This window comes from Pseudohongiella acticola, assembly GCF_001758195.1.
GTDB lineage: Bacteria > Pseudomonadota > Gammaproteobacteria > Pseudomonadales > Pseudohongiellaceae > Pseudohongiella > Pseudohongiella acticola.
Map to the genome: position 1 here is coordinate 225546 of NZ_MASR01000001.1, position 20360 is coordinate 245905.

The window sequence follows — 20360 nt, forward strand, 5'->3', positions numbered from 1 at the left end:
TGTCAGATGTCATGTCGGGTGCCAAGTCAGGTAGTCAGTCAGGTGCAGTTAAATTGTAGATAGAGGATTAATGTGTCGGGTTGTCTGTTAACGGTTGAAGGCATTGAAGGTGTTGGTAAAACTACCAATATCAAATGGATATGCGAATGTCTTGAGAAGCAGGGTATCCCCTATGTGCAGAGTCGGGAGCCCGGTGGCACGGCGCTTGCCGAGGAAATTCGACAGTTGCTGCTGACGCCGCGTGATGAGTCCATGTCGGAACTGACCGAGTTGCTACTGGTGTTTTCGGCTCGCGCACAACACCTGCATCAACTGATTCAGCCGGCACTTGCACGCGGCGAATGGGTTGTCTGTGACCGTTTTACCGACGCCACCTATGCCTATCAGGGCGGAGGTCGTGGCCTGGATTCGACGATAATAGCGGCGCTGGAAACCCTGGTGCAGGGTGAGCTGCGGCCCGATCTTACCCTGATTCTTGACATCGAACCGGCGCAGGGACTGGCGCGTGCCTATCAACGTGGTGCACCGGACCGATTTGAGCAGGAAGCAATCGGATTCTTCAGCCGGGTCAGGCAGGCCTACCTTGATCGTGCTCTGATCTCGCCTGAGCGTTACCTGATTGTGGATGCCGGCAAAGAACTGGTCAATGTTCAGCAGCAGATCAAGACCGGTCTTGAACAATTCTGCCAACGTCATGCGGCCGCTGCTTCGCCAACAGGGGATCTGACGCATGGCGATTGATGCAGTTCTGCCCTGGCACACCGACGCCTGGACGCAGGTCATGAACCAGCAGCGCAATCAGCGACTGGCGCACGCCTATTTGATCAGTGGTCTGCCCGGCAGTGGGCGTTACCTGTTTGCCCGTGCGCTGGCTGCCACGCTGCTATGCACTGAGTTGGCCTCAGATGAAGCCAACAGCACCGCCTGTGGTCATTGCCGTCAGTGTCTTCTGTTTGATACCGGTCATCATCCGGATGTGCTGGATATTACGCCGGAAGAAGGCAAAAAAAGCATCAAAATCGATCAGATACGAACCATTTCCAATCTGGTTAATCAGACCAGTAACCAGACTGGTGCGATCAAGGTCATCATCATTCAGCCGGCAGAGGCGCTGGGTACCGCTGCTGCCAATGCCTTGCTGAAGAACCTGGAAGAGCCGCCTGGCAGGACGCTGTTTTTGTTGATATGTGAGCCTGGCGCACAAATGCTGCCGACCATCCGCAGTCGCTGTCAGCCTTTGCCGTTGTCACCGGCAACATCAGAACAGGGGCTGGCCTGGTTGTCTCAACAGTCGGCGGCAGCGCAGGATGAACTGGCGGCGGCGCTGACGCTGGCGTCCGGGGCGCCCCTGCGAGCGTTGTCACTGCTGGAGGCTGGGATTCCGGCATGGCGTGGCATCGTGCAGGAGCAGCTTGCCGAATTGGCTGATGGTTTGATGACGCCATTACAACTGGCGAAATACTGCAACACACAGCCACCGGCATATGCTATAGAACTGATGCAGGCGCTGACATTGCAGCAAGTCCGTGAGGCATTGCAGTCACAGAAGTCCCGACGCGCGAAAAGGTTTTTGCAGCTTGGGCGTGAACTTGTTGTGATTAGCAGGCAGCTAAGCAGTGGCGCCAACCCGAATACGTTGATGGCGTTGGAGTATGTCTTCAGTACCTGGCAGACCATCTCAGGAGACAAGGATGTCGTCCAGCAAGGCCGAGAATTACAGTTCACCGGCAGCGCAGGCTGACGCCGAAGCCCATCACCAACACCCGTTGCTGATGTCTGTCAGTATCACCGACCCCCTGGTTCTGCAGCGCTGTTACATGCCCTTTTTCCTGCGGGGCGGTCTGTTTGTGCCCAGTGCACGTCGTTTCAGCTTGCGACAGCGACTGTTTCTGGTGCTGACGCTACCGGCCCTGCCAGATGCACCCGATAAGCACACCATCTGCGCACTCAACACCACGGTTGCATGGTTGTCGCCCGCGCCATGGGGGGCCGGCCAGATAACAAATGATCAACTGGGCAGGGGAGGGGTTAACGCAAGAGTGCAAGGAGTAGGGTTGCATTTTGATAACGCCGAGCCGGATCTGAAACCGTTTATAGAATCGCTGCTGAAAGCTCTGTTATGATCGGGTCAGTCAACCTCGGAGGTAATCCCATGCAGTCCATCCTCAAGCTCAGACAGAACCCTGCTTACAATCGCTCAATTTTTAGTCAGTTTGCGCGCACCTTTGGCCGCACCTTTGTCAGACTGAGATTGTACGCACTGACTGCGTTGTGTCTGTCTGTGCTGGCCTGTTCTCCGCAGAATGGCCAGGACGTTGCGGCGGCCGCAGTTGACGCTACCGTGCTGGATGTTTATAAAAGTCCGACCTGTGGTTGCTGCAGCCTGTGGATAGAACATGCCGAGGAACGTGGCTTTCAGGTGATGGCACACGATCTGGACAATAACGCGTTGGCGCTGGCAAAACTTGAGCGTGGTGTGACGCCGCGTTATCAGTCATGCCACACCACAGTGGCTGAAGATGGCAGCGTTTTTGAAGGACACATTCCGGCGTACCTGATACACCAGTATCTGGCTGACAAACCGGCCGGTTCGATTGGTCTGGCGGTACCGGGCATGCCCATGGGCAGTCCGGGCATGGAAGTCGGAGACCGAATGGATGCCTACGATGTGTTGTTATTGAAAGCGGATGGCAGCACAGAAGTTTACGCACATATCAGCGACCAGCAGTCGCAGTATCAGTGACAGGCGATTATAACGGCGCCTGATCCTGCAGTTTCAGGGTCACCAGTTCTGCCAGCGCGAGACTCGCAGTCAGGCCTGGTGACTCAATGCCAAACAGCTGAATCAGTCCCGGGCAGCCATGCACGTATTCATCCTGAATCATGAAGTCAGCATAACCCGGACCCAGGCGCGGCCTGATACCAGCGTATGACGGGTTCAATCGTGTGGCATCCAGTGCCGGGAAATACCGTTTGATGGCCAGGGCGAACGCTTCACGGCGAGATTCGTCGACGACATAGTCAACGCTGCTGATCGCCTCAATGTCCGGGCCAAAGCGACACTGGCCTGCCATGTCCAGCGTTGCATGAATGCCAAGACCACGTTGCTGGGGATCAGGCACCGGATAGATCAAATGCCGGAATGGTGAGCGTCCGGACAACGCAAAATAATGGCCTTTTACCAGATTCAGCTCGGGGTTCAGAGTCTGGTCCATGCCGGCTATTGAGGCCGCCACCCGGGTGGCAGACAGGCCTGCGCAGTTGATCAGTATGCGGCTGCGTATCTTGAAAGGATCCTGTGCTTCCGCTGCGTTCCCGTCCGGGTAGTTATGGCTGGCATGGCTGCCAACACCAGCATCCGTATCAACATCGATATCAAAGATCCCCGGCCCCTGACAGGCAGCACGTAGAAAGCGACTGTGTGTTGCGATCAACGTGCCCTGACTCTCTGCCTCCTGCTGCAGGCGCTGCATCAGGGCATGACTGTCGACGATGCCGGTATCCGGCGACCACAGAGCGGCGCTTGCGTGCAGCTGTGGTTCCAGCCTGGCGAACGCCTGTTGTGATTGCCACCTGAGCGAGTCAACACCGCAGGTTTGCGCGGAGGACCGTAATAATTCAAGTGCCGATTCTTCTCCTGCCTGCGCGACAATCAACTTGCCCAGACGTTGATGCGGTACGTCATGCTTGGCGCAATATTCGTAGAGCAGGGCGCTGCCGCGGATACACAGCCGTGCTTTCAGGCTGCCGGGTGGATAATACAGACCCGCGTGAATGACCTCGCTGTTTCGGCTACTGATTTCCTGGCCAATGTCGCTGTTCTGTTCAAGCACCAGTATGGATGCTTTGGGCCAGCGCAGCGACAATGCCCGGGCCAGCGCCAGGCCGACAACGCCCGCGCCAACAATACAGACATCAAACGGTTGTCGGGGTGCGGTGTTAATAAGCGGTTGCGCCCCCGTCATTACGGGGGTCGGACGCAGCGTTCATGACCCCGTCTCTGACCAGTATCGAGTTGGCGTCGCCGATGCCGTAACCACCGGGGCGCAATTCGGTGTGACCCATGCTTTCCAGTTTTTCCTGCGCACCGTCGACAAAGGCGTTGGGTTCATAGCGCACAATATCAGGCTGCCACTGATGATGAATACGAGGACTGGCGACGGCCTCCTCGATGCCCATGCCGTGATCCAGTGTGTTCAGAATGACCTGAAATACGGTGTTTATAATGGTCGAGCCACCCGGTGAGCCGGTAACCAGCACGGTTTCCCCATCACGAGTAACGATGGTCGGTGTCATGGAGCTGAGCATGCGTTTGCCCGGCTCAATTTTATTGGCCTCATCGCCCAGCAGACCATAGGCATTGGGTGCACCGGGTTTGGCGGAGAAATCGTCCATTTCATTATTGAGCAGGAAGCCGGCACCGGGCACCACAATGCGATTGCCGTAACCCAGGTTCAGCGTAGTCGTCACAGACACGGCGATACCGTTTTTGTCCATCACGGAATAGTGGGTGGTTTCGGTGCTCTCTGCAGGCCAGTTGCCGGCACCAACATCTTCGCTACGCGACGCCTGTTCCGGATTCATGTCGCTGAAACGCTCACGTGCGTACGCTTTGTCTGTCAGCATTGCCAATGGCACCGGATAAAAATCCGGATCACCCATGTGTTCAGCGCGATCGGCATAGGCTCGGCGTTGTGCTTCCACCATCAAGTGAATAGTGTCGGCGGTGCCCCAGCCAAGGCTGCCCAGATCATGAGGTTCCAGCATATTGAGCATCTGCACTACCAGAGCACCGCCAGAGGAGGGCGGGGGCATGGACCAGATGTCATAACCGCGGTAGCTGCCACTGATGGGTTGGCGCCATTCCACGTTATAGGACTGCAGATCGTCATGAGAAATCATGCCGCCCAGGCGCTGCATTTCGGCGACCAGCAGATCTGCTGTAGTGCCTCGGTAGAATCCGTCACGACCCTGATCGGAAATGCGTTTGAGAGATTCAGCCAGATCGCTCTGTACCCACAGCTCGCCGGCTCGCCATGCCTGACCATTGTTGGTGAAGATGGCTGTGGATGCCGGGTATGCGCTCATGCTGTCAGAGACGCGGGCAAAATCACTGGCCATGTCTTCGGTCAGAGGGAAACCCTGTTCGGCCAATCGGATGGCGGGGGCCATGACAGCTTCGCGACTCAGCGAGCCGTAGCGTTCAAGTGCATCGAGCATGCCGGCAACACTGCCAGGAACGCCGGCAGCCTGGGCGCTGTACAGCGACTTGCGACGGTCAACATTGCCGGCGGTATCCAGAAACATGTCCGGAAACGCGGTGCCTGGCGCTTTTTCCCGGTGGTCCTGGGTAACAACGGTGCCATCTTCAAGCTTGATGACCATGAAACCGCCACCACCAATATTGCCTGCAGAAGGGTGGGTCACTGCCAGTGCAAACCCCACCGCCACGGCGGCATCAACGGCGTTGCCACCTTGCTGAAGAATTTCCACCCCGACATCGGATGCAATCTGTGAGCGTGACGTGACCACACCGTTGGTGCCTGCTACTGTGTTTGCCTGGGATAAGGATGAAAACACCAGTGCCAATGCGAGCAGGCAGGTAAGATATGAGCGGTTCAGCATGATTGGCGCCTCTGATTTACGTAGGTTTTCAGTGCATTGAATGTGACTTCTATCCTATCATAAAGCATTCACTTGCGGTCATGACCCGCCCCTCAGCCATTGGTTTTTTGCAGAGCGAACGTTGCAGGGTAAACAAGGAACAGCAGATTTATATGTCGACTTTTGAATATGATTTTTTTGTTATTGGTGCAGGCTCCGGTGGCGTGCGAGCTGCAAGAACGGCCGCGGCACTTGGGGCGCGCACTGGCATCGCGGAGGAACGCTTTTTTGGTGGCACCTGCGTCAATGTAGGGTGCATACCGAAAAAGCTGTACACCTATGCCGCCCACACTCGCCATGACATTGCCGACAGCGCCGCCTACGGCTGGCATGTTGCCTCTGAGCCCACGTTCGACTGGTCGCTTCTAAAAACAAATAAAGACAAAGAAATCAATCGACTGAATGGTATTTATAAAAACCTGCTGAATTCGGCTGATGTCGATATTCATGAGGGGCATGCTCGACTGGCAGGTCCCAATCGCGTCGCAATTGGTGACCGGGAAATCACCGCAGAGCACATTTTGTTTGCGGTAGGTGGGCAGTCCTTTATGCCGCCCGTGCCAGGGATTGAAAACGCTCTGGATTCCGACGACTTTTTTGAGCTGAGCGCTCAACCAACGGACGTACTGATTGTCGGCGGTGGGTACATTGCGACGGAGCTGGCGGGTGTGTTTTCAGGCCTGGGTTCGCAGGTGACACTGGCATATCGAGGCGATTTGCTGCTAAATGGCTTTGACGAGGACATTCGGTCATTTTTTACCGACTCGATAAAATCATATGTAAACCTGAAACTGAATTCGGACATTCAACGTATCGAACGCTCAGGTGACAAAAAAGAGGTCGTTTTTTCCGATGGTACACGAGCAGCCTTCGATGCGGTCTTGTATGCGACCGGACGCGTGCCCGCAACCGCGAAACTGGGACTGACCGATTTTGGCATCAAGCTGTCTGATGTTGGTGCCATCATTGTTGACAAGAACTTTGAGACAGCAATGCCAGGTGTGTACGCCGTCGGTGATGTAATTGATCGGGTAACACTGACACCGGTTGCACTGGCTGAGGGGCAGGCGCTGGCAAGGCGACTGTTTGGTGGTCCGAAGCAGCAGGTATCGTATGACCTGATTCCCGCTGCCGTGTTCAGCGAACCGCAAATTGCAACGGTGGGTATGACGGAAGCGGAAGCGCGTAGCTGTCATAAGAACATTGATGTGTACCGTAGCCGGTTTCGGCCGTTAAAACATACATTGACTGGTCGTGATTCGTTCAGTTTGATGAAAATGCTGGTGGATCGGGAAAGCGACCGTGTTGTGGGTATGCACATGGCAGGCACCGATGCGGCTGAAATCATGCAGGGCATGGCAGTGGCATTGCAGGCAGGTGCAACCAAGTCGCAGTTTGATTCGACCATTGGCATCCACCCGACAGCAGCAGAAGAGTTCGTCACCATGCGGACACCGGTTGAGGATAGTACAGATTAACGTCATTCGACCGGTGATAATTTTACAATAACAAGATGACTATCTATGTCAGAAAAACCAGTAAAGTCGATGAGGCAGAATAATATTTTTACTGCCCAGTCACGGGATCGTGAGTTCTATATCCGGGTAATGATTGCTGTAGCTGCCTGTGGCATCAGTTTCGGGCTGCCATTCGCGCTCTATCATCTGTTCTGGGGAAGTTTGACGATCTCAGCAATCCTGCTTCCTGTTGTCGTGCTGCAGGTTTTTGCATTGATTTCACTGCTCAGGCGCGGTTTTAACGCGTTCGCGGCCTGGACCATTGGCGTTGTACAGATCAGTGCGAACATATTTTTTGTGATGGAAGTCGGCATGATGGCAAGCTACTGGTTATACGCCAGTGGGGTTGCCAACTTCTATATTCTCGATCGGCGCCCCGCGTTGCTGGTCAATACGCTGGCCTGTCTGCTTGCGGTAACCCTGGCATTTGATGATCCGACCTACATCGTGCGCTACTGTGCCGCGTTCGCCATGATCAATATTTTCCTGTACACATTTTCTGCTCAACTGGAAAAGAAAAATGATGAACTGGATCGGATGCTGACCATTGATCCGTTGACCCGGGTTGGAAATCGCACGGCAATGGACGAAACCTTGCTGCGCGTCAAAAACCATTTTGATCGTTATGCCACGCCGGCCACGGTGATCATGATCGATCTGGATCATTTCAAGGTTATCAACGATACGCTGGGCCACTTTGAGGGCGACAAGGTTCTGTGCCGGGTTGCCGATCTGGTGCAGACACGGCTGCGTCCCACAGATTCACTTTACCGTTATGGCGGCGAAGAGTTTATTGTGGTGGCTGAGAACACGACATTGAGTCAGGCGTCGTATCTGGCAGAAGGTATTCGTCAGCGCGTGGCTGATTACGAAGGCGAACATAAAAACGCTGAGAGCACACTCACGGTTTCCATTGGCGTCGCACAACTGCGCGCTGAGGAAAGTACCAACAATATGATCAACCGCGCCGATCAGGCGCTATACAAAGCCAAGTCGATGGGACGCAACTGGGTCTGTTTTGATGGCGAGTTCGAATCTGAGAACGGGGAATTGGATGCGACCAGGACAGAGGACACTGAGCGCGCCACGGGCTGAAAACGGATACTTCTACCTACAGACACTAATTCCGGTAATAAAGATTACCGGAATTAGTGGAAAAACAGATCCGTGCAATAACCCTTTTCCTTGGCCTTCTGTACCACTCCATGCTTTTACTGTCTGAGCGCTCAATGAGCGCTCAATACGTGCTGGATCAATTACCAGCGTTAGATGGCGTCCAGTCGCAACCTTCACACTCGGCCGACTTGCCGTTTTCTTCCAGCACAGCAACGATCAGGTCGCGCCAGGTTTCATTCGGTTGCCAGACCGTGTTCATGTCGGCCTTGGCCTCGGCAACCGGCACATCTTCGTAGATCACCCGGTACAGGAAACTGAAGGCTGTGGCGCGCGCGTTTACCTGACAATGCAGCAGTGTTTTCATATCCGGAGCGCGCTGCATGGCATCTGCAAACGCATAAAAATCACGTTTAGTGGGATTGTTCCAGTCCACCGGGATATGGAGGTAATCCATGCCCAGGCCCTTGACCACCTGGTCAGCATTGGCGACGGCATTCTGATTATTGGTAAATGCGATATAGATGACACGCTCATAACCGGCATCACGAACGGCGGAAAACTGTTCCGCTGATGGTTGGCCAGCGCTGGCAAAGGTATCGCTGTATTCGCGGAAATTGGTAATCTCGGCCAATGTCGCATTGGCGGGTGTCAGATCAGCAGCCATAACTGAAGTCCCTATTAACGAAGTGCTCACTAACATTGATGCAGCAAAGAATAAGCTCTTTTTAATCATTGTTTTGCTCTCTGTTTTTAATAGTCTTTCAAATACAGGCTCAGGCTGTTGCAGAGCCGGTCCCGGGTTGTGATACGCCTGAAACTTGCGGCCGGATGCGGAAAAATACCGCATAAAGCACCGGCACCGCAATGAGTGTTAACACCGACGCAAAGGCGAGACCGGCCATAATAGTGACTGACATGCTGGCAAAAAAAGCATCCGCCAGCAGTGGAATCATGCCGAGGATGGTGGTCGCTGCAGCCAGAAAAACAGGACGCAGACGACTGACACTGGCATCCAGAATGGCGGTATGCGGCACCTTGCCTTCGTCGATCTGCAGGTCTATCTCATCCACCAGTACAATGGCATTTTTCATCAACATGCCAGACAGGCTGAGGAAACCGAGCAAGGCCGTGAAACTGAACGGCAGGCCACTGGCCAGCAACCCTACAGCAACGCCGCACAAGGACATGGGCACCACCAGCCAGATGATCAGTGGTTGCCGGACCTTGCCAAAGATCAGCACCGAGATCACCAACATCACCAGGAAGCTGAGCGGTAGCTGGGCACCGAGCGAGGCCTGAGCTTCGCCGGAGGCTTCCAGCTCCCCTCCCCAGCTTAGCTGGTAACCGGGAGGTAAACGCATGGCCTCGATATCGCTGCGCACTCGGCGCAACGCTTCATCCGCCGTCAGCTCCGGCGCTGGTTCTGCCTGCACCGACAACGTACGGGTGCGATTTCGACGTATGATCAGGGTTTCTTCAGCCCGTGTATCAAAACCGTCCAGGACCTGAGTGATGGGTACATAACGTTGCTCACCCGAACTCCACACCAGCCGTTCCTGCAATCGCTCCACCTGTAATCGCTCTGCCGCTGGCGGGCGAATAATGATGGGAATGCGTTCATCGGCTTCACGGTAGGTGCCGGCGCGTACGCCAGTGGTAGCAAACTCCAGTGTCTGCGCGACATCGGAGCGCGCAATGCCGGCGACTCTGGCCCGTTCCTCATTGAACTGGGGCGCGATCACCAGTTCGCGTTGGCGCCAGTTTTGCCGGATATCAATCAGCCCCGGCTCATCATTGAAGATGGCCATGGCCTCGCTGCCCAGGGCACGCAGGACTTCCGGATCTGCGCCACTGAAGCGGGCTTCGATCTTGGCGCCCGCGCCGGGGCCAAACACCAGGCGCCGGGTCTGTATTTCCGCTGCCGGATAGGCGGCACCCAGCTCGGCACGAAGCTGCTGCGCCAGTTCATCAATCAGAAAACGGTTCTCTGTGCGGACGATAAGCTGACCGTAAGCGGAATTGGGCTGCTGTGGTTCGTAGGTCAGCATGAAGCGACTGCCACCCTGCCCTATAAACGTGGAAACAGCTTCGACACCGGGTTTGGCCATCACCAGTTCATCAATCTGCGCCAGATCGCGAGCGGTGGCCCGGATGTCGCTGCCTTGCGGCAGACGGTAATCGACAAAAAAGATGGGCGTATTGGAGTCCGGGAAAAACGCCTGTTTGACAAAACCAAAGGCCCAGAAGCTGCTGGCAGTGATCAGAATCAGTAAAGCAATGGTCAGCCGTCGCCATGCCAGACTGGCTCGCAATGCGCTGCGATAGAGGGTGTAAAACACACCGCGATAAGGGTCGGCATCAGCGGAGGCCTGCCTGACTTTTAATAGATAGGCGCCGAACAGCGGCGTCACGGTGATGGCCAGTATCCAGCTCAGTAGCAATGATATGCCGATGACCGCAAACAGGGAAAACAGGAATTCGCCAGAGGTGTCTGGCGACAGGCCGATACCGGAGAATGCCATGATGCCGATCAGAGTCGCCCCCAATAAGGGCCACTGGGTGCGCGCCGCAGCATCACTGGCCGCCTTGTGAGCCTGCATGCCACGCTGCATGTTGATCAGCATGCCCTCGGCGATGACAATGGCGTTGTCCACCAGCATGCCCATGGCAATGATCAGTGCCCCCAGCGAGATACGTTCCATCTCGATCGTGAACACGCGCATCATGAACACCGTGCCCATGACAGTGAGCAATAGCGTGAGCCCTACCACCAGGCCGACCCGCCAGCCCATGAAGATGCAGAGCACGCCCACAACAATGGCCACCGACATGGCCAGGTTGATAATAAAATCCCCGATGGCTTCGTCCACCACCACGTGCTGTGCATAGATGGGGTCGAGCTCAATACCCAGCGGAATTCGCGGCGCCAGTGTCTCCAGCGCGGCATCAACGGCCTGCCCTACTTCAACAATGTTTTCGGTGGCAACCCCCGCAATGGCAAGGGTAAAGGCGCGCTGACCATTGTGACGGATCAGGTGATCAGGAATTTCCTCACTTTGCCGGGACACCGTTGCGACATCAATCAAGGCAATCTGATCGGTGCTGCCGGGTCTGCCAATTCGCAAAGATTCGATATTGCTGACACTGTCCAGCCCGGGCTGGGAGCTGATACGCACATTGAGATCATCGACGCGCGCCGCACCGGCGCTCTGCACGGTGTTTTCCGCCTGAATGCTGTTGATGATCTGCGCCAGAGGCAGGCCGGTGGCAATCAGTCGGTCGTTGGGCAGTTCGACATAGATGGCCTCTTCCGGCAACCCTCGGGTTTCCACTTTAGCCACGCCGGACACCGTGAGCAGTTCGCGACGCAGGAAGGAGGCGATATCACGAATTTCACTGTCATCAAATGCCGGTGCAGTGACCGCATAAAAAATACCAAATACGTCGGCGAAATCATCGTTGACGATCGACGGACCGGCGCCATCGGGCAGGTTGCGCTGGAAATCGCCCACTTTGCGTCGCAGTTCATCCCAGACCTGGGGTATCTCATTGCCATCGTAGGTGTCCTGAATCTCGACGGTAATTTCCGAGCGGCCAGGCACAGATTTGGATGTGATGCGTTTGAGTTGCGGTAATTGCTGAATGGCCGATTCCAGGTGCTCGGTGACCTCCAGCTCAACTTCCTGTGCGGTGGCCCCGGGGTATGGCGTCACCACCACAGCCTGTTTCAGGGTAAAGGCCGGATCTTCCAGGCGACCCAGGGTGAGAATGCCCCAGATGCCGCCCAGCACCAGAATCAGTATGAACAACCAGGTATTGACCTGCCGGTTAATGGCGTAGCGTGCAAAGTCCATCTCGATACGTCCTTAGCGCGCGTTTTTAAACGGTGTCACGGCCATGCCTTCATACAGCATGTGAGCGCCTGCGGTGACCACCTGTTCACCTGGTGTCAAACCAGAGTTGATCACAACCCGATTACTGCCCAGCGCGCCAACGGTGACACTGCGTGAGCTGACCGTGCCCTCACCAGGTTCAAACACCCAGACCCTGAAGCTGCCATCATCAGCGGTATCAAGCGCTGCCGCCGGCACATCAATACGCGGCGCGAGGAAAGCGTCCCCGGACTGTACCGACACGGTTGCCGTCATGCCCGGCAGGATATTGATGCCATCCTGGCGTGGCAGTCCAAAGCTGACCTGGTAGGTCTGCGTCACCGGGTCCGCCTCGGTCGCGTGCTCGCGATAGCTCAGTGGAAACTGGCGACCAGGATAGGCCGATATTTCTGCGCTGACGGCAAAGCGTTCCGGCGTTTGCAGCATCGCCATCAGACTTTCCGGAACTGATATGTGGACGCGCAGTTCGGTCACGTCCTGCACTCGCACCACGGCCGTACCAGCCTGCACCTGAGTGAAAGAATCTACAATTCGTCGTGTGACCAGGGCGTCGAATGGCGCTTCTATGCGGGTGTAGTCCAGGTTCCTCTGCGCTGCGTTAAGAGCCAGTTGGCGCAATTCCTGATCGGATTGTGCGCGATCGAAGGTCGCGCGCGGAATGGCGCCGCTGTCGAGCATCTTGCGGTTACGCTCAAAATCCAGCGTGCTCAGATCAAGCGCGACTCTGGCTTCACGCACCGCCAGCTCATAATCACTGCTGTCGAGCTCGGCGATCAGTTCGCCGCGGGGCACGATGGTGCCCTGCTGAACTGGCATCCGGGTAATGCGTCCGCCCACCTGAAATGCGAGATCGACAGTACTCAGGGCATCGACAACACCGACAAAACGACGTACCCCGTCTGCCCGTTCCTGGCCAATGGTTTCCAGACGTACGGTGCGGAGTTCACGCCCGGTGTCCTGCTCGGCGGTGCTTTCCTGACAGGCATTAACGATGGCAAACAGACTCAACAGCAACGTGACGCGAAACAGCGGCGACCGTAAGGAGCGGTTCATGACATTTCCTCGGATAATTTCAGAAGTTTTTGAAAAAGCTTACTTTTCTCGGCTTGCGGATACGGTGCAATGCCCAGAATATGGTGAAACAGAATGCCATCGGCGGCGGACCACAAAAGCAGGCCCAGATCGGGGTCGGTGCATTCAGAGCTGATCCGCTGGTAACTGTCGCGGAATACCGCACGCATGGGCTCCAGCAACTCGGGGTTCTCCGCCGATGCTGTCAAAATGCACATATAGGTTCCAGGGTCGACCATCTGATGGCCGGCAACGGCCCGTAACATGGCGCGCAGGTGTGCGTTGGGTTCGCCGGCCATGGCCCGTTCTTCGGTTTCGGCAATGCTGAGAAACTGGTCCAGCAGGCGATCCAGCATACTTTTCAGCAAGGCTTCCTTATTGGGATAGTTGTAAAGCAACCCGCCTTTGCTCAAACCGCACTCGCAGGCCACTTTGTCGAGCGTCAGCTTGCCCGCGCCTTCGCGCGAGGCTACGCGCTGGGCCGCATCGAGAATATTGTCGCGTGAACTGGATTTGAGTTGTGCCATGACTTTACCGTCTGGTTGGTATAGTAGATGGCGCCAGTCTAGCAAATAAGTGTTACCTAATGCAACACATCAGCGTTCGGAGGTAGGAGGCGCTGGATCAGCAGCGTCAGTTTGCGACACTATATCTGCGGCGACGCTGGCTTTGGTTTTATCAGAGGCAGGCTTGGTGCCGGGGCGATCCGGCATGGATTTGATATAAACATCCTGCTGCGGATACGGAATGGTAATGTTGGCCTTTTTGAAGGCCCGCCAGATGGCAACGTTGATGTCAGAGCGCACCGGCGTGAAGCCATTATTGGGGTCGTTAATCCAGACTCTGACCTCCAGAGCGATGCCACTGTCGGCAAATTCAGTCAGTCGAACAGTGGGAGGCGGGTCCTCAAGCACACGGGAGGAGGCAAAGGCGCACTCCAGCATCAACGCCATGGCCTCTTCCGGATCGTTGTCATAACTGATCTGCACCGGCACAGTGACTCGCACATTCGGATCGGCGTAGCTCCAGTTGATCACTTGCGAGGTAATCAGGTTTTCATTGGGAATCAGGGTATCCACCCCTTCCCGGTTACGCACCACGATATAGCGGGCATTGAGCTCTTGCACCCAGCCAAACTTGGTGCCCACGGTGATGATGTCGCCGGGTTTGATGGAGCGGTCGAGCACCAGAATAAACCCGCTGATGAAATTCGACGCAATACTTTGCAGGCCAAAACCCAGACCCACACCCAATGCCCCGCCAAATATCGCTAGCGAGCTCAGATTAATGCCGACGGCGTTGAGTGCGAGCAAAAACGCCAGTGTCAGCAGCAGAAACCGGCTCAATTTGCTGACGCCGACCTGCATACTGGGAGTAATACCGGGCACGCGGGCGACCTGACGGTTAATAAGGTCGGCAATCCAGACCGCCAGAATGAACGCCAATGCCACAATAAACAGAAGCTGCACCGTCGACAGAACGCTGATTCGTGTCTCACCGACGGTCAGTGCCATGTTGTCCAGCAGGGACAGTACGCCGGGTAGCCAGCCCAGCAGGTGCATGATGACGACGGACCACACCAATAGCACCAGGGCATTCTCGGATGAGCGCATGATGGGATTTGACGCGAATGATTTGCGCAGTATGTAAACGCACAACCGGATCAGCGCCAGTGCTGCCAGAATTGGCGAAACCAGGTTCAGAATGGCGGTGGGCAGACCATAATTCTCAAGGATGCCGATTGCGATCAGGATAAACACCAGTGCCGTTAACGGCCAGACGATACGCTGGGCTGCGCGCACAGCAATATGGCGCAGTCCGGTGCTACGGGTATTGTTCTGCTCCAGTACGGATTGCAACCGGGAATTAACCAGTGCCGATAATGCCACAGCTGCACACAACACCAGAAACTGCCACCAGTATTCCGGGTTTTGCAGGGCAGCGATAACCTGTTGTGAGCGTTCCTGTAACCAGGCGAGCATCTCTTGCATGATCTGTGTTTTTCTCTTGCAACTTTATTTGGGATTGGTATCAAGCATAACTATCATCGACGACCAATAACAGCGAAAATATCAGGCCATGAAATCACCCTACCCTTTATTCGATACGCTTGAGCAAATGCCCAATCCGTGGCGAGAACCGCCGCAGATCAGTGCAGCCGTGCTGGCGTCGTGCAAAAACACCTTGCCGGACAGTGCTGCCGCTGACTATCGCAGCGCCAGTGAGTTTCTGTACAGCTATCGCGGAAGTCCCGACACCTTCACGGCCTATCGCCGCGAACTTGAGCATTTTCTGCAATGGACCTGGCTGGTAGCGGGGCTGTCGCTGTGCGATGTGCAGCGCGAACACCTGGAATCCTACGTGGAGTTTTCGCGCCAGCCACCCGATGCCTGGATCGGGCGTAAGCAGGTGCCCCGCTTCATTGAGCGCCAGGGCGAGCGCGTCGCCAACCCGGACTGGCGACCCTACCAGGCACCTGCCGATCAGCCCTACGCGCTGTCGCAATCGGCATTACAGGCCATGTTTGCCGTCCTCAGCAGCTTCTTTAACTATCTTGTTCAGGAGAATCAGCTCCCGGCCAATCCGGTCGCACGTATCCGGCAGAAAGGTAAATTTCTGCGCAAACGTCAGGGACAGGACAAAATTCGCCGTCTGTCGCAGATTCAGTGGGATGTTGTTATCGAAACGGCTGAAGCCATGGCCGTTGAAGATCCGGATACGCACGAGCGCACGCTGTTTATTATGACGGCGCTGTTTGCCATGTACCTGCGAATCTCGGAACTGGTGGAAACCGAGCGCTGGATTCCGCAAATGGGGCACTTTCAGCGTGACCTGGAAGGCAACTGGTGGTTTCTGACTGTCGGTAAGGGCAACAAGGAGCGTGAGGTGTCGGTCAGCAACGCCATGCTGCACGCCCTGCGGCGCTATCGCGAATCACGCGACCTGTCCGCGATGCCTTCGCCAGGAGAGGCTACACCCCTGATCCATAAGACCCGCGGCAAAGGGGGTATCACCAGTACCCGCCAGATTCGCAGCATCGTGCAAAAATGTTTCAGTCAGGCTGAAGCAAAGCTGCGCTCTGAAGGGTCTATTGAGGAGGCCGAACGGCTGGCGACCGCCACCGTGCACTGGTTGCGCCACACAGGCATCTCGGAGGACGTCAAACACAGACCGCGTGAACACGTTCGTGATGATGCCGGACATGGCTCCAGCGCCATCACGGATCGCTACATCGATGTGGAGCGTGCGGAACGCCATGCCAGTGCCCGCAACAAGCCTGTCACGAAATAACACAATTACACGGGCGTTTAACTGATAAATTCTGGGGTGACCTTGACATAACGCGTCAAATCGTAATATCAAGGATCTGAAATTCAGGCAATAAATTGTGTGAGGTATGACGTTGAATACTGCGACTCATGAGTTCAAACCGGCGACCCAAAACCTGCTGTGGCTGAAAGTTTTGCCCAGCACCCTGCGTAAGGCCGGTGTAGCCTTCAGCCTGCTGTTGTCATTGACCTGGATGATAAGTTCGCCTGCGCTGGCGCAGGATGCAGCGACCGAAGACGAAGAACTGCTGGCCGTGCTGGATGTCGATAGCCTGTATCAACTGATGGCGCCAGAGCCGGTTTACGGGCGTACCGCCATCGAGTTGTTGCGCGAGCTGGAAACCAAACATTACTCGCCTGTTACGTTCGACGATAATTTTTCCATTGAAGTCTTTGATAACTATATAGATGTACTGGATGGATCGCGGCTGTACCTGACACAGTCCGACATCGACGCGATTAACGACATGCGTGAAACGCTGGACGAAAGCCTGAAAAACGGTGACCTGCAGCCCGCCTATGAAATTTACAATCTGTACCATCGTCGGGTGCTGGAGCGCCTGGTGTGGACAGTCAAATTTGTCGAAAATGAGCTGGACTCTCTCGACTTCACTGTTGATGAAGAGCTCGTTATTGACCGTGAAGATGCCGCCTGGGCGACGTCAACAGCCGAGCTTGACGAGCTATGGCGCAAACGTATCAAGAACAGCACGCTGAGTCTGTCTCTGACCGGCATGGAAATGGCGAAGATCGAGGAGCGTCTGAGCAAGCGTTATCGCAATCAGTTGACCCAGGTTGCCAAAACCAATGAACGCGATGTTTTTCAGGCCTACATGGCGACGGTTGCCCGTACCGTGGATCCGCACACCAGTTACTTCTCTCCCCGCGATTCGGAAAACTTTAATATGGGCCTGCGCGGTTCATTGCAGGGTATCGGCGCGCAACTGACATCGGAAGACGAATACACCAAGGTAGCCGAGCTTATTAAAGGCGGTCCTGCGGAGCAGGCAGGTGAACTGAAAGCCGGTGATCGCATCATTGGTATTGCCCAGGGCACCGATAGCGAAATGCAGGATGTCATCGGTCTGCGCCTGGACGATGTGGTTGATCAGATCCGTGGCGAAAAAGGCACACTGGTTCGACTCAACATTCTGCCGGCGGAAGCCACCAGTGAAGTGGGCGCACGTGAAATCACCATCGTTCGCGACACCGTGGAGTTGTCTGAACAGTTCGCGCGCAGCGAGATACTGGAAGTTGATATCGACGACGAAATGTACCGCATCGGTGTGATTACACTGCCCTCTTTCTACTTTGATTTTGAAGCGGCGTCTGCCGGCCTTACCGATTACCGCAGCTCAGCGCGTGATGTGCGGGCTCTGCTGGAAGAGCTGAAACAGGACGATGTTGAAGCCGTGGTTGTTGATCTGCGCTACAACGGTGGTGGTTCGCTTAATGAAGCCAATGAGCTGGTTGGTTTGTTTATCGAATCCGGTCCAACGGTACAGATTCGTTATTCCGGGCAGCGAAACGGGTTTGTTCGCTCCTATGGCGATGCCGATCCTGAGATGGTGTACGACGGCCCGCTTGCTGTACTGGTGAACCGCGCCAGTGCCTCAGCTTCGGAGATTTTTGCTGGCGCCATTCAGGATTATCAGCGTGGCGTTGTGCTGGGTGGACAGACCTTTGGCAAAGGCACGGTACAGGAAATCATTCCCATGGATTATGGGCAGGTGAAACTGACCCGCTCGAAGTTCTATCGCATCTCAGGTGCCAGCACGCAGCACCGTGGTGTGTTGCCGGACATAGACTTTCCGGATCGCTACCAGGCAATTGAAACCATGGGTGAAAGTAACCTGGACGGCGCCCTGCCCTGGGATACCGTGCGCCCTGTTGAATTCCGCTCCTACCATCCGCTGCGACAGATCATCCCGGAACTGCAGGAACGTCACGAACTGCGGGCTGAAGCGGATCCTGATTTCATTTACCTGGAAGGAACAGTTCAGCGCATGATTGAGGCGCGTGAACGCAAGACCATACCGTTGCAGCGCGACATGCTGAAAGCGCGACGCGACGCCGATCGGCGCGAAGCATTTGATGCCAATAATGCGCGCCTGCAGGCGAAAGGTCTGCCGCTGGAAATTTGGCGCGATGAAGCCTCAGAAGAAGATGCTGAAGCGGACGCGGCGGAAGATATTGCGGCACTGGATGATGCCAGTGACGAGGAAGAACAGGAAGAGGATGACCCGTTGCTGTTGGAAAGCGGCCGCATTCTGGTTGATATGGCAGAGCTGCTAGGCAATCCGATGACAGCAGCACATGATTCCACGCACGTTCATGCGGCCGTGAACACGCTGGAACTGTCAGAACAGTAATCAGGACTGTCATTGAGCTGAAACAAAAACGGGAGCCAAGGCTCCCGTTTTTGTTATTACAGTATCTGAACTACTCCCAGCGATACGCCTGAATCTGGCGCTCGACCAGATCGACAAGATTACCCATGGTGGCGTTGACGTCAATCAAATGCAGGCCCCAGCCTTCATTGATGCTGCCATCGGGGTTCATCACATCACCGGTGATGGTATCTGTGCGTGGATCCTCCGGGTCGGCATTCACCGTAATCTCCAGATAGGAAAAACGGTCATTGCTGACACATTCTGCGCTGAGCAGGCCTGGCACACTGACAAAGGGCGTATGAATACTTTCGCCACTGGACGACCACGGTGACGGGCCAGTGGTGGAAAAACCCTCGGGTGCAACGTTGCTCAGGTAGGCATGAAGATCGTCACTGCCATTGGCAAGCTGGGCAGGATTGGTGCAGGCGCTGACAGTGCCATTGCCATTACGTCCGAACAGCGCCATCGCGGGTGGCGGGTTGGTGTCACGATAGGATGCATAAGTGACAATACATCCGGTCTGATCACCGCTTTCACATAACGGCATATGTTTGAATGTACCGCCAACGACATCGCCTTCGGGTACCTGAATGGTGGTGCCCAGCAACATGGCTGACACGATCTGCTGCTGAATGTCCTTGCCTTCGATTTCATTGGCAATCAGCTGGGTCAGAACCCCGGCACCCTGAGAGTGCCCAATCAGCACCACACCGCGACCTTCATTGTCATTTTCCAGATAATAGTTCCAGGCATCGAGGACGTCCTGATAACCCAGCGCTCTGTCGGGCGTCAGTTCTGAATTGCCTGTCATGCTGGCGCGCAACGCTGTCAGGGTCACCTGCCGGTACAACGGGGCAAAGGTCCGGCATTGGGAACCGAGTCTGGTAAACTGACTGCGTACTACGTTGTACTCTTCCGGTCCGGCAATCATGTCGCTGTTGGCGGTAGTATCCTGCGATACGGTGGGATAGACATAGAAACAGTCGACAGCCGCAAACGGGTTGTCAGTCCAGGGTTCCAGGCGCACGGTGCCATCGGCATTAACAATCGTGGTACTCATATCGACTTCGCAGGCGCGTGGGTCGCCTGGCCGGCACAGCCAGTTGCTGGCGTCAGCATAATCAACGGCTTCTGCAGCCTGTGCCGCCGGAGCCGGCAGCATGGCAGCGCTGATACCCAGCGCAAGCGCGCCCAGGCTCGTGCCGGGCAACAAGCGTTTGTGGTATTTCATTTGAGTCAGATCTCCCTGAATGGATAAAAATTGCGCTTGAACAGCATAAATCAGCGGCCAGACGCAAACAAGTTACGGGTCCAGAGACGGTGGGTGGTTTGCGCCGGACTACCCGGTTATCAGGTCCAAACACCTGAACATGCGGG

Annotated in this window: 16 protein-coding genes; 8 read left to right on the forward strand and 8 right to left on the reverse strand. The window is 55.6% G+C overall.

Translation table 11 applies throughout. The features are described from left to right. Positions 1-72 precede the first annotated feature (72 nt). From tmk to PHACT_RS01000, 4 genes are read left to right on the forward strand one after another with little or no spacing between them, the layout of a single operon-like run. A complete protein-coding gene (gene tmk, locus PHACT_RS00985) occupies positions 73-741 on the forward strand; it encodes a dTMP kinase (RefSeq protein WP_070115518.1) in 669 nt (222 codons plus the stop codon). After that, a complete protein-coding gene (gene holB, locus PHACT_RS00990) occupies positions 731-1741 on the forward strand; it encodes a DNA polymerase III subunit delta' (RefSeq protein ID WP_070115519.1) in 1011 nt (336 codons plus the stop codon). Before tmk ends, holB begins: the two co-directional genes overlap by 11 nt. After that, positions 1692-2123, forward strand: coding sequence for a PilZ domain-containing protein (locus PHACT_RS00995; RefSeq protein ID WP_070115520.1), 432 nt, complete (start codon positions 1692-1694; stop codon positions 2121-2123). The genes holB and PHACT_RS00995 overlap by 50 nt, the downstream gene beginning before the upstream one ends. A gap of 29 nt (positions 2124-2152) precedes the next feature. Further along, on the forward strand, positions 2153-2743 hold the full coding sequence (locus tag PHACT_RS01000) for a DUF411 domain-containing protein (RefSeq protein ID WP_083264238.1): 591 nt from the start codon (positions 2153-2155) through the stop codon (positions 2741-2743). A gap of 7 nt (positions 2744-2750) precedes the next feature. Here PHACT_RS01000 and PHACT_RS01005 read toward each other — a convergent pair whose 3' ends face one another. Then, a complete protein-coding gene (locus PHACT_RS01005) occupies positions 2751-3965 on the reverse strand; it encodes an NAD(P)/FAD-dependent oxidoreductase (RefSeq protein ID WP_070115521.1) in 1215 nt (404 codons plus the stop codon). Continuing rightward, positions 3940-5625 (reverse strand): gamma-glutamyltransferase, encoded by a 1686-nt coding sequence (gene ggt, locus PHACT_RS01010; RefSeq protein WP_070115522.1) that lies wholly within the window; start codon positions 5623-5625, stop codon positions 3940-3942. The genes PHACT_RS01005 and ggt overlap by 26 nt, the downstream gene beginning before the upstream one ends. Positions 5626-5777: 152 nt before the next feature. Here ggt and gorA point away from each other — a divergent pair, with 152 nt between their 5' ends. Both gorA and PHACT_RS01020 read left to right on the forward strand, forming a co-directional pair. Next, complete coding sequence (gorA, locus tag PHACT_RS01015) at positions 5778-7142, forward strand: glutathione-disulfide reductase (protein ID WP_070118055.1); 1365 nt, start codon at positions 5778-5780, stop codon at positions 7140-7142. Between the two features lie 45 nt (positions 7143-7187). Then, the gene (locus tag PHACT_RS01020; protein WP_083264239.1) at positions 7188-8276 is read left to right on the forward strand and encodes a GGDEF domain-containing protein; all 1089 of its coding nucleotides are present in this window, start codon (positions 7188-7190) and stop codon (positions 8274-8276) included. Positions 8277-8433: 157 nt separating this feature from the next. Here the strand turns inward: PHACT_RS01020 and PHACT_RS01025 are convergent, their stop codons facing one another. The 5 genes from PHACT_RS01025 to PHACT_RS01045 form a co-directional block, all read right to left on the reverse strand. Then, positions 8434-8961 carry a protein tyrosine phosphatase family protein gene (locus PHACT_RS01025; RefSeq protein WP_070115524.1) on the reverse strand — a complete coding sequence of 176 codons (528 nt, stop codon included), beginning with the start codon at positions 8959-8961 and terminating at the stop codon, positions 8434-8436. A gap of 109 nt (positions 8962-9070) precedes the next feature. Then, complete coding sequence (locus tag PHACT_RS01030; RefSeq protein WP_070115525.1) at positions 9071-12151, reverse strand: efflux RND transporter permease subunit; 3081 nt, start codon at positions 12149-12151, stop codon at positions 9071-9073. Positions 12152-12163: 12 nt separating this feature from the next. Beyond that, positions 12164-13243 (reverse strand): efflux RND transporter periplasmic adaptor subunit, encoded by a 1080-nt coding sequence (locus PHACT_RS01035; protein ID WP_070115526.1) that lies wholly within the window; start codon positions 13241-13243, stop codon positions 12164-12166. Then, positions 13240-13788, reverse strand: coding sequence for a TetR/AcrR family transcriptional regulator (locus PHACT_RS01040; protein ID WP_070115527.1), 549 nt, complete (start codon positions 13786-13788; stop codon positions 13240-13242). The genes PHACT_RS01035 and PHACT_RS01040 overlap by 4 nt, the downstream gene beginning before the upstream one ends. 69 nt (positions 13789-13857) lie before the next feature. Continuing rightward, positions 13858-15252 carry a mechanosensitive ion channel family protein gene (locus PHACT_RS01045; protein ID WP_083264241.1) on the reverse strand — a complete coding sequence of 465 codons (1395 nt, stop codon included), beginning with the start codon at positions 15250-15252 and terminating at the stop codon, positions 13858-13860. Positions 15253-15340: 88 nt separating this feature from the next. On the opposite strand from PHACT_RS01045, the gene PHACT_RS01050 reads away from it, so the two are divergent. Together PHACT_RS01050 and PHACT_RS01055 are read left to right on the forward strand one after the other, a co-directional pair. Beyond that, positions 15341-16552, forward strand: coding sequence for a tyrosine-type recombinase/integrase (locus PHACT_RS01050; protein WP_083264242.1), 1212 nt, complete (start codon positions 15341-15343; stop codon positions 16550-16552). A gap of 106 nt (positions 16553-16658) precedes the next feature. After that, a complete protein-coding gene (locus PHACT_RS01055) occupies positions 16659-18962 on the forward strand; it encodes a carboxy terminal-processing peptidase (protein WP_070115528.1) in 2304 nt (767 codons plus the stop codon). 70 nt (positions 18963-19032) lie between these two features. Here the strand turns inward: PHACT_RS01055 and PHACT_RS01060 are convergent, their stop codons facing one another. Continuing rightward, positions 19033-20214 carry a DUF3089 domain-containing protein gene (locus tag PHACT_RS01060; protein ID WP_070115529.1) on the reverse strand — a complete coding sequence of 394 codons (1182 nt, stop codon included), beginning with the start codon at positions 20212-20214 and terminating at the stop codon, positions 19033-19035. Between the last annotated feature and the right edge of the window lie 146 nt (positions 20215-20360).

Excerpts from the sequence above, each read along its gene's own strand:
- holB (WP_070115519.1), top strand. The coding sequence starts at position 731 with ATGGCGATTGATGCAGTTCTGCCCTGGCACACCGACGCCTGGACGCAG.
- PHACT_RS01000 (WP_083264238.1), top strand. The coding sequence starts at position 2,153 with ATGCAGTCCATCCTCAAGCTCAGACAGAACCCTGCTTACAATCGCTCA.
- PHACT_RS01005 (WP_070115521.1), bottom strand. The coding sequence starts at position 3,965 with ATGACGGGGGCGCAACCGCTTATTAACACCGCACCCCGACAACCGTTT.
- PHACT_RS01050 (WP_083264242.1), top strand. The coding sequence starts at position 15,341 with ATGAAATCACCCTACCCTTTATTCGATACGCTTGAGCAAATGCCCAAT.
- PHACT_RS01045 (WP_083264241.1), bottom strand. The coding sequence starts at position 15,252 with ATGCAAGAGATGCTCGCCTGGTTACAGGAACGCTCACAACAGGTTATC.
- PHACT_RS01055 (WP_070115528.1), top strand. The coding sequence starts at position 16,659 with ATGACGTTGAATACTGCGACTCATGAGTTCAAACCGGCGACCCAAAAC.
- ggt (WP_070115522.1), bottom strand. The coding sequence starts at position 5,625 with ATGCTGAACCGCTCATATCTTACCTGCCTGCTCGCATTGGCACTGGTG.
- PHACT_RS01040 (WP_070115527.1), bottom strand. The coding sequence starts at position 13,788 with ATGGCACAACTCAAATCCAGTTCACGCGACAATATTCTCGATGCGGCC.
- gorA (WP_070118055.1), top strand. The coding sequence starts at position 5,778 with ATGTCGACTTTTGAATATGATTTTTTTGTTATTGGTGCAGGCTCCGGT.
- PHACT_RS01030 (WP_070115525.1), bottom strand. The coding sequence starts at position 12,151 with ATGGACTTTGCACGCTACGCCATTAACCGGCAGGTCAATACCTGGTTG.
- PHACT_RS01020 (WP_083264239.1), top strand. The coding sequence starts at position 7,188 with ATGTCAGAAAAACCAGTAAAGTCGATGAGGCAGAATAATATTTTTACT.
- PHACT_RS01060 (WP_070115529.1), bottom strand. The coding sequence starts at position 20,214 with ATGAAATACCACAAACGCTTGTTGCCCGGCACGAGCCTGGGCGCGCTT.
- PHACT_RS00995 (WP_070115520.1), top strand. The coding sequence starts at position 1,692 with ATGTCGTCCAGCAAGGCCGAGAATTACAGTTCACCGGCAGCGCAGGCT.
- PHACT_RS01035 (WP_070115526.1), bottom strand. The coding sequence starts at position 13,243 with ATGAACCGCTCCTTACGGTCGCCGCTGTTTCGCGTCACGTTGCTGTTG.
- PHACT_RS01025 (WP_070115524.1), bottom strand. The coding sequence starts at position 8,961 with ATGGCTGCTGATCTGACACCCGCCAATGCGACATTGGCCGAGATTACC.